Origin of the sequence: Mesorhizobium sp. LCM 4576, assembly GCF_001854815.1 — a bacterium.
Lineage (GTDB): Bacteria > Pseudomonadota > Alphaproteobacteria > Rhizobiales > Rhizobiaceae > Mesorhizobium > Mesorhizobium plurifarium.
Genome location: NZ_MDDT01000089.1, coordinates 543,336 through 558,182, shown reverse-complemented (window position 1 = coordinate 558,182; position 14,847 = coordinate 543,336). Strand labels below are relative to the sequence as shown.

15 protein-coding genes and 1 tRNA gene are annotated in these 14,847 nt (G+C 62.2%); 8 read left to right on the top strand and 8 right to left on the bottom strand.

Translation table 11 applies throughout. The annotated features are described in order from the left end of the window. Positions 1-14: 14 nt before the first annotated feature. The gene (locus tag LCM4576_RS34280; RefSeq protein ID WP_131803341.1) at positions 15-1,187 is read right to left on the bottom strand and encodes a hypothetical protein; all 1,173 of its coding nucleotides are present in this window, start codon (positions 1,185-1,187) and stop codon (positions 15-17) included. Positions 1,188-1,193: 6 nt separating this feature from the next. Next, positions 1,194-3,476, bottom strand: a complete 2,283-nt coding sequence (locus tag LCM4576_RS34275) for a hypothetical protein (RefSeq protein ID WP_071036708.1) — start codon at positions 3,474-3,476, stop codon at positions 1,194-1,196. A 133-nt stretch (positions 3,477-3,609) separates the two neighbouring features. On the opposite strand from LCM4576_RS34275, the gene LCM4576_RS34270 reads away from it, so the two are divergent. Next, complete coding sequence (locus tag LCM4576_RS34270) at positions 3,610-4,194, top strand: hypothetical protein (protein WP_071036697.1); 585 nt, start codon at positions 3,610-3,612, stop codon at positions 4,192-4,194. Between the two features lie 76 nt (positions 4,195-4,270). Here LCM4576_RS34270 and LCM4576_RS34265 read toward each other — a convergent pair. Further along, positions 4,271-4,347 (bottom strand) — tRNA-Arg (locus LCM4576_RS34265). A gap of 211 nt (positions 4,348-4,558) precedes the next feature. Continuing rightward, a complete protein-coding gene (locus LCM4576_RS34260) occupies positions 4,559-5,500 on the bottom strand; it encodes a DUF1003 domain-containing protein (protein ID WP_071036695.1) in 942 nt (313 codons plus the stop codon). A 477-nt stretch (positions 5,501-5,977) separates the two neighbouring features. Here LCM4576_RS34260 and LCM4576_RS34255 point away from each other — a divergent pair, with 477 nt between their 5' ends. Then, complete coding sequence (locus tag LCM4576_RS34255; RefSeq protein ID WP_071036693.1) at positions 5,978-6,427, top strand: universal stress protein; 450 nt, start codon at positions 5,978-5,980, stop codon at positions 6,425-6,427. Positions 6,428-6,705: 278 nt separating this feature from the next. Here the strand turns inward: LCM4576_RS34255 and LCM4576_RS34250 are convergent, their stop codons facing one another. Next, positions 6,706-7,764 carry a D-alanyl-D-alanine carboxypeptidase family protein gene (locus LCM4576_RS34250; RefSeq protein ID WP_071036691.1) on the bottom strand — a complete coding sequence of 353 codons (1,059 nt, stop codon included), beginning with the start codon at positions 7,762-7,764 and terminating at the stop codon, positions 6,706-6,708. Between the two features lie 427 nt (positions 7,765-8,191). On the opposite strand from LCM4576_RS34250, the gene LCM4576_RS34245 reads away from it, so the two are divergent. From LCM4576_RS34245 to LCM4576_RS34235, 3 genes are all read left to right on the top strand, one after another. Then, positions 8,192-9,295 (top strand): hypothetical protein, encoded by a 1,104-nt coding sequence (locus LCM4576_RS34245; protein ID WP_071036832.1) that lies wholly within the window; start codon positions 8,192-8,194, stop codon positions 9,293-9,295. 405 nt (positions 9,296-9,700) lie between these two features. Continuing rightward, complete coding sequence (locus LCM4576_RS34240; RefSeq protein WP_041009032.1) at positions 9,701-10,312, top strand: nucleoside triphosphate hydrolase; 612 nt, start codon at positions 9,701-9,703, stop codon at positions 10,310-10,312. Positions 10,313-10,500: 188 nt separating this feature from the next. Continuing rightward, positions 10,501-10,839, top strand: a complete 339-nt coding sequence (locus tag LCM4576_RS34235) for a hypothetical protein (RefSeq protein WP_071036689.1) — start codon at positions 10,501-10,503, stop codon at positions 10,837-10,839. 4 nt (positions 10,840-10,843) lie between these two features. On the opposite strand, the gene LCM4576_RS34230 is transcribed toward LCM4576_RS34235, so the two are convergent. The 3 genes from LCM4576_RS34230 to LCM4576_RS34220 form a co-directional block, all read right to left on the bottom strand. Next, on the bottom strand, positions 10,844-11,548 hold the full coding sequence (locus LCM4576_RS34230) for a glutathione S-transferase family protein (protein WP_071036686.1): 705 nt from the start codon (positions 11,546-11,548) through the stop codon (positions 10,844-10,846). Between the two features lie 135 nt (positions 11,549-11,683). Then, positions 11,684-12,892, bottom strand: coding sequence for a beta-ketoacyl synthase (locus LCM4576_RS34225; RefSeq protein ID WP_071036684.1), 1,209 nt, complete (start codon positions 12,890-12,892; stop codon positions 11,684-11,686). A gap of 4 nt (positions 12,893-12,896) precedes the next feature. Beyond that, positions 12,897-13,151, bottom strand: coding sequence for an acyl carrier protein (locus LCM4576_RS34220; protein ID WP_041003067.1), 255 nt, complete (start codon positions 13,149-13,151; stop codon positions 12,897-12,899). 195 nt (positions 13,152-13,346) lie between these two features. Between LCM4576_RS34220 and LCM4576_RS34215 the strand changes: the two genes are divergently transcribed. From LCM4576_RS34215 to LCM4576_RS34205, 3 genes are read left to right on the top strand one after another with little or no spacing between them, the layout of a single operon-like run. Then, complete coding sequence (locus LCM4576_RS34215; protein WP_371410022.1) at positions 13,347-14,234, top strand: urease accessory protein UreD; 888 nt, start codon at positions 13,347-13,349, stop codon at positions 14,232-14,234. A gap of 21 nt (positions 14,235-14,255) precedes the next feature. Continuing rightward, the gene (locus LCM4576_RS34210) at positions 14,256-14,558 is read left to right on the top strand and encodes an urease subunit gamma (protein ID WP_071036682.1); all 303 of its coding nucleotides are present in this window, start codon (positions 14,256-14,258) and stop codon (positions 14,556-14,558) included. A gap of 12 nt (positions 14,559-14,570) precedes the next feature. Further along, positions 14,571-14,822: a DUF1272 domain-containing protein gene (locus LCM4576_RS34205; protein ID WP_041003806.1), complete on the top strand. Its 252-nt coding sequence runs from the start codon at positions 14,571-14,573 to the stop codon at positions 14,820-14,822. Positions 14,823-14,847: the final 25 nt, after the last annotated feature.

The window sequence follows — 14,847 nt, the reverse complement described above, 5'->3', positions numbered from 1 at the left end:
GCGCGATCAACATGTTAGTCGAGTTCAGAGCCTCGCAGCATCTTGGATGGACGGGGCAGTACGATTGCGGCCGAGACACCTTTGATGGCCTCAAGTCCGGCTCTTAGTTCGTCGTGCTGCTCGGTCTGCGCACGGTCATCCCAGACGAACGCGATTATGTTATCGTACGCAGTTGACCTGCTGAGATAGAGGCTCGCATCGGCGGCAACCTCTTCGATAATCTTGGCGCAGGCCTGTTGGCCCGCGTTTCGCATGAATTTGACCTCAATGATCRTGCRCAATGACGGAACRCCAAGGTCTGCGCRAGGATTTTTATGTCCAATTGACGGTAAATTCTCTTCKTTCTCAAGGTCAGATAAGACCGGTGCCAGAATAGCCCAAAGCAAATTTTGAACGTGATATTCGTTCTCGATATCCCATCTTGCAATTTCAGACTTCCGAGTGCGCTTTGCCGACTCGTACGTCCAAAGTCGCATCGACCGCGAAATATTTCGTAGAAGATCGACGAGATCGTTCCTCGTCACTGCAGCAATCGAAATCTGTCCGCGCCGCGCCAGGATATACTCGAAGACGGCAAGTCTCACTGCATCGCGCGAAGGTCCGGAATTGTGCGATTCAAGTCGTGCTGCCATCCCCCAACTCGCTTCAAGATCATCGCCTCGAAGTTCTCCAATACCCTTAGCCACAACAGCTACAGAAAGATCAGGCGGGATGATCCGTATGTTGGTGTCGCCGATGACTAGGCGCGCCACTCTAACCAGACCGATTTGCCAAGGGTCGCTGGCAACTTCTTTGGTCGAGCGCGATAGAACTTCTCTCAACCATTGTTCATCGGCATTATTTCCCGCGATCCCCAGAGAGACCCCGAGAAGCGCAACACCGTCGACCTCAAACCGCCACGGTCGACCTGGAACAAAGAAAGCCCGCCCGCTTAATTGGATGAGTTCCTCAAGGAGCAAGCCTTTCTCATGCTCTACGAGCAGCGCTCTAGCTAAGCCGTAGCCGAGTGCAGCCACATGCTCGGGGCGCCGCATTTGCCCCTTAAAGCGGATCGCTTCCTCAACGTATGTCCGAAGGACTTGATCGTCCGACAGTATCCAAGCACCAAAAGCCCCGATGTGACAGGGCGGGTTGGAGATGCTCCGATATTGGGCCTGTAACGCAGTGCGTATGTCGAGCAAATTCATCATAGGCTACAGGAACCAAAGGGTGCGGCCGATTTGCCCAAACCGAACCGCTTCTGGATCCCAGCCAGGTACAGCATTCAATCCTGCAAGTCGTTCGGCGATCAGGTCCGAATAGCGAATGGTGATTGGGAACGGCTCGGGTGACAACATGCGCCACGAATGACCTGAGAACTCGAATGCTTGGCGTGCGAGATAGGTCATGTCGGTGAAAGTTGAGAGCCGATGAAGTTTCAACAGGCATGGTCTCGGCATTCCGTCGCTCGYCTGCTTCAACTCGGAGGCTCCAGAGAAGACAATCAGCGACTCGAAATCACCAAGCTTGAGATGAAGGCCACGCTCAGGCCCAAGAATACCCTTTTTCGGGTCGCGGTAACCGATGCCTTTCTGGGTGTTGTCAAAGATCAGGTATGGATGACTTGGCGCGATGTGCACGAATGCGAACGTAACATTGTCTAGTTTGAGATCGTCTACGGTCCGCTTGATCGCTCCCGCTTCTGTGTCCTTTGGCGGCTTGAACATATGGAAAACAAGCCGGACTTTGTCCGTGCTGCGCCAATTATCCTGCTTCCGTACCGTTGTGATCGAACGCTTTAGCGTCTCATAAAGTGCATTCGCATACTCTTCGTAAGGGACAACGGCCGTTCGGTCGCTGAGCAGATAACTGCCATCACTTGAGAATACGGTCGTGATTCCAACGAACCTTTGCTGCGAGCCAATGCGACTGTTGGCAAYCGAATGCGAACCTAGGCCAATCACCAACTCATGGGCAACGGTTTGTTGCGAAGCCAATAACCAAGGTGTACCTCCCAACTTAGCGTAGGTGGCGAGGCTCATGTGATTCATCGAGAAGATCAGTTGGCTATCAGCTTGTGCCATTGTTTCAAGGCGAACGCTTTGGACGGGCACGTCGCGCTTGAGGAATACCGATTTGGTTGCATAGTACGGATTTGCGTCGTCGTCGAAGCCCTTAAACTCCTCCTCGACTTGGATGAGAGCCAGATCCCACTTGAATCCTTCATCAGTAGCCTTGGTCAACGCGGCTCGGCTAGCTGCCAAATAGTCGCTCGTCTTTGCRCTTGATGCGGTAAAAAACGTAACGTTTGGCTTTTCTAATGAAAACCGCCGCAGGAATCCGTCACCGTAACGCGGAACACGGTTCCTGCMGGTAAGAACATCAGGCATGCCATCRAGAAATTTGGCGATAAAGCCGTCGACCTGCCCTTCGTACTTGGCTTGGCAAATTACCGCAACTTTCAACTGCTTTGGACTGAAAGTTCTCTGGTCATAAGGTCCGTTCTTCTTGATCCCTCGCTCGTTCCAGTCATCTTTGCGTGTTCCACTGGGATCGAAAACGAATATCGGTTTCGCGATCATCTCGGTTGACGGAAAGCCTTTGTCGCCCGAGGACAGCATGGAGCTGATTACAAATTTCGCCCCTGGTACAGCCTCAAGTGAAACTCTCTCTCGTAGGTACTTCAGCGCTTCCTCGATTTGCTCTTTGCGCCCTGGTCCGGCATGAAACGAAGCTGCCATGGCTTCGGCCTTGGCAAGAAGGGAGGCCGCGTCGCGGTTGACTATTCGCTTGACGCAGTCGTCAAATATTTCCCTCCTAGCTTCGAGAAAAGCCAGAATCGTGGGAACGGTCGGAAAGCCTTCGGCGTGGTCCTCCAGAATGAGGTCGTCACCCTTGATCGCCGATACTCTACCTACCAACCGTCGTTTCTTCATCAACCTGGGATCATAGTGCGGCTCCTCGATCTGGACGTATCTTCCGAGAAGCGGAATCCCGAGAGCAAGCAGCTCTGCACACGATCCCTGAATGAAGTTCTTTAACCGCGCCWCGCAAGCAAGACCAAATGTATGCTTGCCGCTCGTGTAGATCGTGCGCGTATCAAAGCGCATTAGAGTTCGCCTTTGCATCCAGTGCGGCAGGTCTGGGTGCTGAATTAGGCCACGTGACACTGAACCCACGACGCTAACCGGCCGCTCAGAGAGAATGTCCCGCACCCCGCTAAAGGCTCTAACGAGTGCTGCCGAGAGAAGGGAGGGCCAAAGCTTAGGATACCGTCCAAGGTCGATTTCTTCCTGAACATTTCCGATTGGCTTCTGACCCGCAGCAACGGGAACGTCGATGATAGCGTCGATGCCGTCACGTCGAAAAACATGTGTTTCTCGAAACGCTTCGCGAAGTTCGTCCAGACGGCCGTCTTCGAAAGGTTGGCGACCCACCAGAATTTTAGTCTGTCCTGCGACACTAACAGGAGAGAAATTGATCGTGTACTTAGCCATCCTACCAACGGCGCCTCATAGGGAGCAGAATCAGTTTCTATATTACGCAAGCGTTTCATCCAGGGGAGGTCCGAACTCCTACAATGCGCAGGGCGATGATTGAAGCGACGCCAACACCTGGGAGGTGTATTGAATGGCAAAGGCGCGATTTCGAATCCAGGAGCACAAAGACATCTATATCCACAACGATCTTGCAAATGCGGCTTTCTATTTCAAAGAGCGCATTTCGGGGCGGTTGAAGAACGACGACCGGGAAGGGATCGGAATTGAGATGATGGCCTGCTTGACCATGATCGCTTTTGCGGTCGAGGCCCGCATGAACTTCCTCGGCTATAAGCTTATCGAAAAATGGAAGGAACGCGCGCCATTCATGGTTAAGGTCGAGAAAGTGACCAGGCGCTTAGGCGTGGCGCCGGACTACGGCGAGCGCCCCTACAAAACCATCGAATCTCTTAAGAACTTTCGCGACACGCTCGCGCACGGCAAGCCACTCGAAATTCGAAGGGATCTTGAAGTCGAAGCAACAGAGGAGGAACTACGAGGACGGGGATATCTGAGCGCGCCTTGGGAAACCTCGGTCAGCGGTGAGTTTGTTGAGGTGGGCTTCGAAGACATGGAGGCGGTCTGGCGTGACCTTTTGGCGAGGTCAAGGCTTGGCGTGATGGAGACAATAACTCAAGGTGGCGCCACGATTAGCTTCATCGGGCCCGTGGGCTAAGCAGCCAGTTCCGCGACGTCCCTTGATTTCACTCGCGTCAAATGAACCCATAGGAATGTCCAAGCCAGCTTTGAAATGGCGCACCCGACAAGATTCGAACTTGTGACCTCTGCCTTCGGAGGGCAGCGCTCTATCCAGCTGAGCTACGGGTGCTTCCCGGAAACCGGAAAACGAACCGGCCGGTGAGCCGGCCAGCCACGGCTTCTTAGCGGAAGCCGCAGCGGGCTTCAACGGGCAATTGGCGATTGTGCGGCGGGCTGGTGGGGTGATTGTCTGACCGATGGGCTGACGGAGAGGGCGCTCCCCTCTCCGTCTCGGCTTCGCCGAGACACCTCTCCCCACTGCGTGGGGCGAGGAACTGGCCTCACCCCTCAGCCCCCACCTTCGCCGTCTTCCTTCTCACCGCCCGTGTCGCGCGCTTCACCTTCTTCGCCGCGGTCAGCTCGTGCATGGCATCCAGCTGCATCTGCTGCATTTCCGCCAGGCGCTGCCATTGGCGCGAGATCAGATAGTCGAGCTTTTCGTGCAGGTGCCGCACTTCCAGCTCGGCCTTCAGGTTCACCCGGTAGTCGTTGAAGGAGCGCAGCCGGTCTTTGGCTTCCTGGCGCTTCTGGCTCATCATGATCACCGGCGCCTGGATGGCGGCGATGCAGGACAGCATCAGGTTGAGCAGGATGAACGGGTAGGGGTCGAAAGCGCTGGTCGTGCCGGCGATCAGGTTGATGCCGATCCACAAAAGCAGCACCGCGGCGAAGGAGATCAGGAACCACCAGCTGCCGCCGAACTCGGCCATCGAGTCGGAAACGCGGTCGGGGAAGGAGCGGTGCTCCTCATATTCCTCTTCCGAGTTTTCCGAGATCGTGTCCTGCTTGGCGATCGATTCCACCACCTGGCGGTCGAGCTCGGAGAACTCGCCGTGCTCCTGCTGCAGCAATTCCTCCATGTAGCGCATGCGGTAGCGCCCGAGCTCCTCGCGGCTGATGCGGGCGCCGCGCGGCAGGTCGGGATGGTCGGAGCGGATGCGGTCGGCGAGGCTGGGCCTGAGATCGTCGACGCGCACTAGGTCGCGCTTGCGGAATTTGCGCCCCGATATCGCCGAGGGCTTCTTCTTCGGCTTGATCCGGGCCGTGCCTGGAACATGCGGTTCGCCGTGCGGCTCGGAATCCGGCACTTCCGGCGCTTCGAGGATCTCGTCGGCGGCTGCTTGCGCATCCTCCGGCACGGTTTCCGCCTCGAGATATTCGCCGGCGACGTCGTTCTCGTTGTCGGCCTGGATCTGCGCGGATGCCTTCGGGTCGCCTGCCATGGTCGGTGCTCCTGTTCGAGGCTTTGCGGCTACGATACGCCAAGCCGGCGCGGCATATCCATGGTCAGTGTGAAGCTGGTGTGACCGAACAAGTTCTTGTGATGGAGCAGGGCTGCTTAGGCCAATCGCATAGGTCGGCGCCGCCCCCTCTCCGTCTCGGCGCTGCGCGCCGATCCACCTCTCCCCCGCTTTGCGGGGGCGAGGAAACGCCTGTCGCCAAGGGCGCGACCTCGCAAGCCTGGGTTCCTCGCCCCGCGGAGCGGGGAGAGGTGGCTCGGCGAAGCCGAGACGGAGAGGGGAGCGCCGTTCGCGATTTCACGCCCACCCCTGGCGCAATCGTCTCCGCCGCCTGGCCTTGATCCACATCAAACTGGCCTCTGTGGCTGGGCTGATAGGCTGACTATATCGAAATCAGGCGTGACCGTTCAGGCTCCCGCCAACAGGCGCGCAGCGCCGCGCAAATGAGGGATCGTCACCATGTACAAGAAAATCCTGATCGCCACCGACGGCTCCGAACTCGCCCAGAAGGGCGTCGCCCACGGCCTCGAGCTGGCCAAGGGTCTCGGCGCCACCGTCGCCTTCGTCACCGTCTCGGAGCCGTTCCCGGCGCTGGCCTGGGGCGGCGCCATGGCCGGCTATGTCGCCGCCGACGAGCTGGTCAATTACGAGGAAAGCGCGCGCAAATACGCCAGCGAGCTGCTCGCCGAATGCAAGGCCGAGGCCGATGCCAAGGGCGTTGGCTCCAAGGGCCTGCATATCGAGAACCGGACGCCCGCCGAGGCGATCCTCGAGGTCGCCGGTGCGGAAGGCTCCGACCTCATCRTCATGGCCTCGCACGGCCGCCGCGGCATCGGCCGCCTGGTGCTCGGCAGCCAGACGGCGGAGGTGGTGTCGCTGACGACGATCCCGGTGCTGGTGGTGAGATAGGTCCGCCGACATTCAGGTGAGGCCGGCCCGACCTGAATCTCGACAATCCTTGCGCCAGCGAAAGGCGGGGCAGGCAGCGATCCTTCGCGCCCCCCTCTGTCCTGCCGGACATCTCCCCCACAAGGGGGGAGATTGGCGGTTTCGGCGCCCCGCCCATTTCTGCAGCGTTTGCGATTGGCGAAAGCCGGCGCGACATCTGATCTCCCCCCTTGTGGGGGAGATGGCCGGCAGGCCAGAGGGGGGCGCTGTCCCGCCGGCGTGTAAAACTTTCCCCGCCTCTACTGCGTCGGCAGCAGCGGCGCGCCGGGCGATGCCAAATCCGGCGACGGAAAATCGGATGCCGGCTGGCCAGGCACCGCCGACGCAGGCGTCGGCTGCTGCGACGGCGGCAGCCCCGGCAAACCAGAGTCCGGCGGCGTCATGCCCGGAAGCGGCGCGGCCGCGGTCTGCTCCCCGGAATACATCAGCCTCGGCTGGCCGGCGTCCGCGACCGCCGGACCCAGGCTGCGCTGGATCAGCGCCTCGACATGGTCGTTGCGCTGGCGCGCGGTATCGGCGCCCATCACCACCACGATCAGGTGYCGCCCATCGGCATTGTAGGAGGTGACGATGTTGTAGCCGGAAGCGCGGATGTAGCCGGTTTTGATGCCGTCGACGCCGCGCACACGCCCCAGCATGTCATTGTGGCCGCGCACCAGCCTGCCGYGGAACATGAAGTCGCTTTCGGAGAAATAGTGGAAATGCTGCGGGAAGCGTTTTTCCAGCGCCATGCCCAGCACCGCCATGTCGCGCGCGGTGGTCACCTGGCCGTCGTCGGGCAAGCCRCAGGCATTGCGGAAATTGGTGCCGGTCATGCCGAGCGAGCGCGCCTTGGCGGTCATCATGGCGGCGAACTGGTCCTCCGAGCCGCCGCCCAGATACTCGCCCACCGCCACCGCCACGTCGTTCGCCGACTTCACCACCATGGCGCGGATGGCGGAATCGACGTCGATCGTCTCGCCGCGCCGGAAGCGCAGCTTGGTCGGCGGCTGCGAGGCGGCGTGGTCGGAAACCKGGATCCGCGTTTCCTTGGAGACGCGGCCGCTCTCCATCGCCTCGAACAGCATGTAGAGCGTCATCATCTTGGTCAGCGACGCCGGATAGCGCTGCGATCTCGAATTGACCTCGAACAAGGTCTTGCCGGTCGAGGCGTCGACCACGATCGCGGCATATTTCTGCGGCTGCGCCGGCACGGCCAGCACGCTTTCCGGCGGCCCGGCCGTCGTGCAGCCGGCGACCAGCGCGAGCAATGCCAATATGGCGATGAGTTTCTGGAGGAAAGGGAAGATACGGGGCAAGACGTTTCTAAAACTGTTGCTGAGACGCGGCGAAGCTAACGTAACCCATGTGCGGCGTCCAACTGGTTAACGGCGATAGAAGCGCATTTGCCCAGGTTTTCGGTGTGTGTGAGTATGCTTTCTTTGCTTCCGGAGGTTCGGCGCTGCCCCTCACCTGCCTGCCGGCATCCTCTCCCCGTGTAGTGACGGGGAGAGGGGAGCCGCCATCGCCGGTTTCGCTAATCCCCAGCGTTGCAGAAAGGGCRCAGCCATAGCGGCCAGCCCCTTTCTCCCCGTCACTATACGGGGAGAAATGCCCGGCAGGGCAATGAGGGGCAGCGCCTGCGACCACAAGTTGGCCGCACCTTGATGCAAAATGCCGATTGCCCCGCTTGCGCGCCCTCCATTGGACAGGCTTTTCTTGCGCAAAGATTCGCGGGAGGCATGCATGGACACGGTCACGATCGGCGCAAAGGGCATCTCCGTCTCGCTCGATCTTGCGGTCGGCCATATCGCCGCGATGGATATCGAGGCAGACGGCCGCGTCCTGAAACCGCTGCATCGCGCCCCCTGGGTCGGCTCGCCGCGCGAGACGTTGCCCGCGAACCTCCCCGAGGGCACCGTGCGCCTGTCCGGCGATTTCCTCTGCGCGCCCTTCTCCGCCAGCGATGTCGAGGCGGCACCCTTGCATGRCTGGCCGGCCAACAGCCCGTGGGACGTCGTCGACAACGGCGCCATTGCCGGCGGCCGGCGGGCTGTCTTCCGGCTGCGTCGCAAGGTGATGGGCGCCACCATCGACAAGGTCTTCACGCTGCGCGACGGCCACCCCTTCCTCTACCAGGAGCACATCTTTTCCGGCGGCTCCGGCGCGATCTCCGTCGCCCATCATCCGATGACAGTGATGAAGGGCGGCGGCCGGCTGGCCTTCTCGCCCAAGCGCATGGCCGTCACACCTCCCACGCCGCCGGAGCCGGATCCGGCGCGCGGCCGGTCCATGCTGGCCTATCCGGCTCGCGTCACCGACCTCTCGCGGTTCCCGCTGGCCGCCGGCGGCACCACCGATCTCACCGACTATCGCATGGAAGACAGGCGCGAGGATTTCATCACCCTGGTCGAGGCGGATCACGGCGGCCCGGGCTGGGCGGCGATCGCCCGGCGCGCCGAGCAGGATCTGGTTATGGTGCTGAAGAACCCGGCCGAACTGCCGGTGACGATGCTGTGGTTCTCGAATGGCGGCCGCGACTACGCGCCCTGGAGCGGCCGCCATGTCGGCGTGCTCGGCGTCGAGGACGGCCGCTCGGCCGTCGGCCACGCCGCCTCGCTCGGCGACAACTGGCTGAAGCAGGAAGGCGTGGCGACGGCCTTCGCGCTGGCCGAGGGGCGCTCGGTCTCGTTCCGCCATGTCATCGGTGGGGTGCCGTTTGCGGAAGCCGAGCCGCCGAGCATCGAAGCCGCGCCCGATCGTTTGCGCGTCCTTGYCCCGAACGGCGCGGCGAAGGAGGTGCCTTTCGACGGCGACTTCCTGCGCGTCGGGCGTTCTGCTCCGGCGTAAGGTTTCGGGAGCGCCCCAGGGAATCCGTCATTCCAGGGCGGAGCAAGGAGTGAAGTTCCAGAGGTGATGGGGCGACAAGGACAGTCACTGTGACGCCGCGTTCCTTCACACCCCCCTCTGGCCTGCTGGCCATCTCCCCCGCAAGGGGGGAGATCGGATGTCCCCTTCGCTTTCGCCAATCGTCAACGCCGCAGGACGCGCGCGGGCGACGAAGCCGCCAATCTCCCCCCTTGCGGGGGAGATGTCCGGCAGGACAGAGGGGGGTGCTGTCCCGCCTGCATCTCGGATTTCCGCACAGCGCCGACAGTATATGACTGCCTGCTTGCGGCCAGGTGCTACCATCCGGTTTGAAATTTCCATCCACACCCGCCAAAATGCCGGCCGAACCTTACCGGAAAGCCGCCGATGTCCGAGATCGCCCATATCACAGCCGCCATCTTCAAGCGCGCCGGCAAGGCCAGGCGCTTCGTCGTCGCCATCGCCGGTCCGCCAGGCGCCGGCAAGTCGACGCTGTCGGCGAGCCTGCATGAGCTTTTGCCGGAAGGCACGTCCGAAATCGTGCCGATGGACGGCTTCCATTATGACGACATCATTCTCAACCGTCGCGGCTTGCGCCCGCGCAAGGGCGCGCCGGAAACCTTCGATTTCGCCGGCTTCGAGACGCTGCTGAAGCGCATCCGCTCCGGCGAGCCCGACATCGCCATTCCGGTGTTCGACCGCAGCATCGAGCTGTCGCGCGCGGCGGCCGAGATCGTCGGCGCCGACACCAAGTTCATCCTGGTCGAGGGCAATTACCTGCTGCTCGACGAGGAGCCGTGGTCGCGGCTGGCGCCTTTGTTCGATTTCACCATCTTCGTCGACGTGCCGCGCAATGAGCTCGAGCGCCGGCTGATGGAGCGCTGGCGCGAGCACGGCAAGTCCGACGAGGACGCCCGCGCCTGGATCGCCTCCAACGACATGCCCAACATCGAGCGGGTGCTGGCGCGGCGCCGGCCGGCCGACATGGTCATTGGTTGACRGCCGGTCATTGATCAATGACCCTGGTGATTGGTTAACCTGCTCAATTTTCACTATTTTTGGGCGGGAACCTTAAGGTTTTCGCGCCGTTATGACCCTATCCCGAATTGTCCGGCGCCGGAGCAATTCCAGGAAGGCGCGCACCGCTTTCCGTCTGGAGTTGCGAAGAAGATTGCAGGAGCTGTCAGATGGCAACCAACAGCAGAAAAACCGCGCCCAAGAAAGCCAGGGCCAATCAATCCAGGGGGGCGCAGGCCAAGGCCGGCGCCGCCCCCGCTATCGCGGAGCGGTCGAAGGACGCCAAGCCGGCTTTCGGCAAGGCGGCGCCGAAGAAAGTGACGCCCGGCGCGGCTCACAAGGTCGCGGCCAAGGCACAGAAGCCGCATAAGCCAGCAACGGGAGCGGCGGCGAAGAAATCGGGCCCAATCCGCACCGTGGCCAGCGTCGCTACAGGAGCGGTCGTCGCTACCGCGCGGCTCGCGGCGTCCGTGTTCGGCCGCGGTGGCGCGAGCGCCAAGACGAAGTGAGGGCTCAGCCCTTCGCCGGGATGGTGAGGCCCCGCTTTACCGCCGGCCGCGCCAGGCCAGGCTCAAGCCAGTCGGCGACGATCGGGAAATCGTCGAAGCCGACCAGCTCGCGCGCTTCGTAGAAGCCGATCAGGTTGCGCACCCAGCCCAGCATCGACACGTCRGCGATGGTGTAGTCGTCGTCCATGATCCACTTGCGGCCCTTCAGCCGCGTTTCGAGCACGCCGATCAGCCGCCGTGACTCGTCGCGGTAACGCTCCAGCGGCCGCTTGTCGGCGATCTCGCGCCCGGCGAATTTGTGGAAGAAGCCGACCTGTCCGAAGATCGGACCGATCGCCGCCATCTGGAAGAACACCCACTGTATGGTCTCGTAGCGCCGCGCCGGATCGGCGGGCATGAGCTTGCCGGTCTTGTCGGCCAGATAGAGCAGGATGGCGCCGGACTCGAACAGACCGATCGGCTTGCCGCCCGGACCGTCCGGGTCGATGATAGCCGGGATCTTGCCGTTCGGGTTGAGCGACAGGAATTCCGGCGTCCAGCTCTCGTTCTTGCCGATGTCGACATAATGCGGCTCATAGGCAAGGCCGATCTCCTCCAGCGCGATCGACACTTTCACGCCATTGGGCGTCGTGGCGGAATAGAGCTGCAGGCGGTCGGGGTGCTCGGCCGGCCAGCGCTTGGCGATCGGAAAGGCGGACAGGTCGGTCATCGGAAACTCCGGATGCGGGTTGGCGCCGGGCGGCGCCTGTGGCGGGTGAGCAAAGAATTAGGACTCCGGCCAGCCGGGATCAATACACGGCGAAAACGGCCAGCCGTGCACACAGAGTCAACCGACTGGCTGGGATCAGATCGCCTTGAAGGCCAGCACCGCATTGGTTCCGCCGAAGGCGAAACTGTTGCTGAGCGCGGCGCGCACCTTACGCTCACGTGCCGTGTTCGGCGTCACGTCGAGGTCGCATTCCGGGTCCGGCTCGCGGTAATTGGCGGTCGGCGGCACGATGCCGTCGCGGATCGCCATCACRCAGGCGATCATCTCCAGCCCGCCCGAAGCGCCCAGGCAATGCGCATGCATCGACTTGGTCGACGATACCGAAAGCGAACGGRCATGGTCGCCGAAGACGCGCTTGATCGCCGCTGTCTCGATCTGATCGTTGGCCTTGGTGCCGGTGCCATGCGCGTTGAGGTAGTCGACGTCTTCCGGATTGAGCCCGGCATCCGCCAGGCAGAAACGCATCGCCGCTTCCGGCCCCTCGACGGTTGGCGCGACGATGTCGGAGGCATCGGCGGAAAGCCCGACGCCGGCGATCTCGGCCAGGATGGYGGCGCCGCGCGCCATCGCATGATCGTAGCTTTCCAGCACCGCCATGCCGGCGCCTTCGCCGAGCACAAGGCCGGCACGGTCGGCCGAGAACGGCCGGCAGGTATCAGGCGAAAGCACTCTCAGCGCCTCCCAGCCCTTCAGCACGCCCCACACCAGCGGCGCTTCGGTGCCGCCGGCGACCATCACGTCGGYGCGGCCGAGCCTGATCTGGTCGACGGCCGAGGAAATCGCATGGTTGRCCGACGAGCAGGCCGAGGTGGCGCCGAAGACAGGGCCGCGCAGCCCGAGCGCCATGCTGACCTGGCCGGYGGCCGCGCCCGGCATCACTTTCGGCACGGTGAAGATGGCGGCACGGTTGCGCCCTTCGAGCAGGATCGCGCGGTAATTCTCCTCGATGGTCTCGAAGCCCGCGACGCCGACGCCGACGATTGCGCCCATCCGGTAGGTGTTGTCCGCATGCGCGGTCAAGCCCGATTGCCGCATGGCTTCCCGCGCCGCGATCACCGCCAGCAGGCTGAAACGGTCCATCGACACCACCTGCTTGCGGTCGATGCCATGGTCCGGCAATTGCTTGATTTCGCAACCGGTCTTGACCTTGAGGTCATGCAGCGACGGATTGTCGATAGGGCCGATGGCCGAGCGGCCGGCGCGCATGGCGTCCCATATCGCCGCCGCATCGTTGCCGAGCCCGCAAATCCCGCCGATACCGGTGATGACGACGCGTTTTTGCATGCAGTCAGGCTTTTTTCGCGATCAGTTCGCGAACCGCCTCGACCATGTCGCCGACGTTCTTGAGATTGCTCCAGGCGTCGACCGTGTTCATCTCGATCTCGATGCCGTACTTTTCCTCGAGATCGAAGATGATCTCGGTCAACTCCAGCGAATGGATGCCGAGCGTTCCGAGATCGGTGCTGGCGGTGATTTCCTCGCCGCCGGTGTCGGCATGCGCTTTGATCTTTTCGATGATCTCGGTCGTCAGTTGGTCAGCCATTCGGTTCCTTCCCTGTCGTTTCCCGACGCCAACTGATCAGCGCCTTTTTTATCCCCGGATCCAACAACGCCGTTGCCCTTACCTCGCCAGACATCGCGCGACCGCTCCAGGGTGGCTTCCCTCTATAGAAACCAAAACGATGTCAAGCAACAAGCGATATATCGACAAAGCCGCCAGAGTGCTTAACCTGCAATCGTGGACACGATCGAGAACGCCCTGACATCCCGGCCCGCCTTGCCTTTGGCTGCCACTCCTTTGCTCGCCGCGCAACGTGTTGCCGGGCGAGCCAGGCTTTTCTGCGGCAAGAGCGACGGCCGGACACGCATGCGGCGGCTCTACCAGGACGGATCGGCCAAGATCCGCATGCCGGCGGTGGAAGGCGATCCGCTCGAGGCGGTGCTCATCAACACGGCCGGCGGAATGACCGGCGGCGACCGCCTCGGCTGGACGATCGAGGTCGGCGCCGGCGCCTCCGCCTCCATCACCACCCAGGCCTGCGAGAGGGTCTATCGCGCCGCCGCCGACAGGGCCGAGACAAGCGTCGGCCTGCGGGTCGCCCCTGGCGGCCGCATCGCCTGGCTGCCGCAGGAAACCATCGTTTTCGATCGCGCCGCCTTCGCCCGCACGCTGGATGTCGAGCTTGGCGACGATGCCGAGGCGTTGATACTCGAAGCCACCCTGTTCGGCCGGCTGGCCATGGGCGAGCGGACGGTTCAAGGCAGCTTCCATGACCGCTGGCGGGTCCGCCAGGGCGGCGTGCTGATCCATGCCGAGGATTTCCGGCTCGGCCCGGATATCGCGGCGACGCTCCAGCGGCGGGCGGCGACCGGCGGCGCGCTTGCCGTTGCCACGGTGCTGCTCGTTTCGCCGCGGGCGGAAGATCTGCTGGACAAGGTCCGCACCATTATCGGCGGCCCCGTTATCAGTGACGGCGGCGGCGCCAGTTTCTGGAACGTCGGCCGATCTGGCAAGCTTCTTGCGAGGCTCTGTGCCGGCGACGGCTACCAGCTCCGCAAGCGGCTGGTTCCGCTCGTCGAACTGCTCAATGGACGGGCGGGCCTGCCCAAATTGTGGTCACTCTGATCTGAGATACCGGGACATTGCATGAATCTTACGCCGCGTGAAAAAGACAAGCTGCTCATCGCCATGGCGGCGATGGTGGCGCGCAAGCGCCTGGAGCGTGGCGTCAAGCTCAACCATCCCGAAGCTATCGCCCTGATCACCGACTTCATTGTCGAGGGCGCGCGCGACGGCCGTCCGGTCGCGGAATTGATGGAGGCGGGCGCCCATGTCGTCACCCGCGCCCAGGTCATGGACGGCATCGCCGAGATGATCCACGACGTCCAGGTCGAGGCGACGTTTCCCGACGGCACCAAGCTGGTGACCGTGCATGAACCGATCCGGTGAGGAGGAAGACCGATGCTGGAGCTCAGGCCCAATTGCGAATGCTGCGACAAGGACCTGCCGCCGGAGGCGACCGATGCCTTGATCTGCACCTTCGAATGCACCTTCTGCGCCGACTGCGTGGACACTGTGCTGGGCGGCGTCTGCCCCAATTGCGGCGGCAATTTCGCGCCGCGGCCGATTCGGCCGGCGGCCAAGCTGACGAAATATCCGCCGTCGACCAAACGCGTGCTCAAGGCCGAAGGCTGCGCGCGCAGGGTCGCGTAACCACATGATTTGGAAGGGCAGAAAG

Excerpts from the sequence above, each read along its gene's own strand:
- LCM4576_RS34270 (WP_071036697.1), top strand. The coding sequence starts at position 3,610 with ATGGCAAAGGCGCGATTTCGAATCCAGGAGCACAAAGACATCTATATC.
- LCM4576_RS34260 (WP_071036695.1), bottom strand. The coding sequence starts at position 5,500 with ATGGCAGGCGACCCGAAGGCATCCGCGCAGATCCAGGCCGACAACGAG.
- LCM4576_RS34240 (WP_041009032.1), top strand. The coding sequence starts at position 9,701 with ATGTCCGAGATCGCCCATATCACAGCCGCCATCTTCAAGCGCGCCGGC.
- LCM4576_RS34235 (WP_071036689.1), top strand. The coding sequence starts at position 10,501 with ATGGCAACCAACAGCAGAAAAACCGCGCCCAAGAAAGCCAGGGCCAAT.
- LCM4576_RS34220 (WP_041003067.1), bottom strand. The coding sequence starts at position 13,151 with ATGGCTGACCAACTGACGACCGAGATCATCGAAAAGATCAAAGCGCAT.
- LCM4576_RS34210 (WP_071036682.1), top strand. The coding sequence starts at position 14,256 with ATGAATCTTACGCCGCGTGAAAAAGACAAGCTGCTCATCGCCATGGCG.
- LCM4576_RS34205 (WP_041003806.1), top strand. The coding sequence starts at position 14,571 with ATGCTGGAGCTCAGGCCCAATTGCGAATGCTGCGACAAGGACCTGCCG.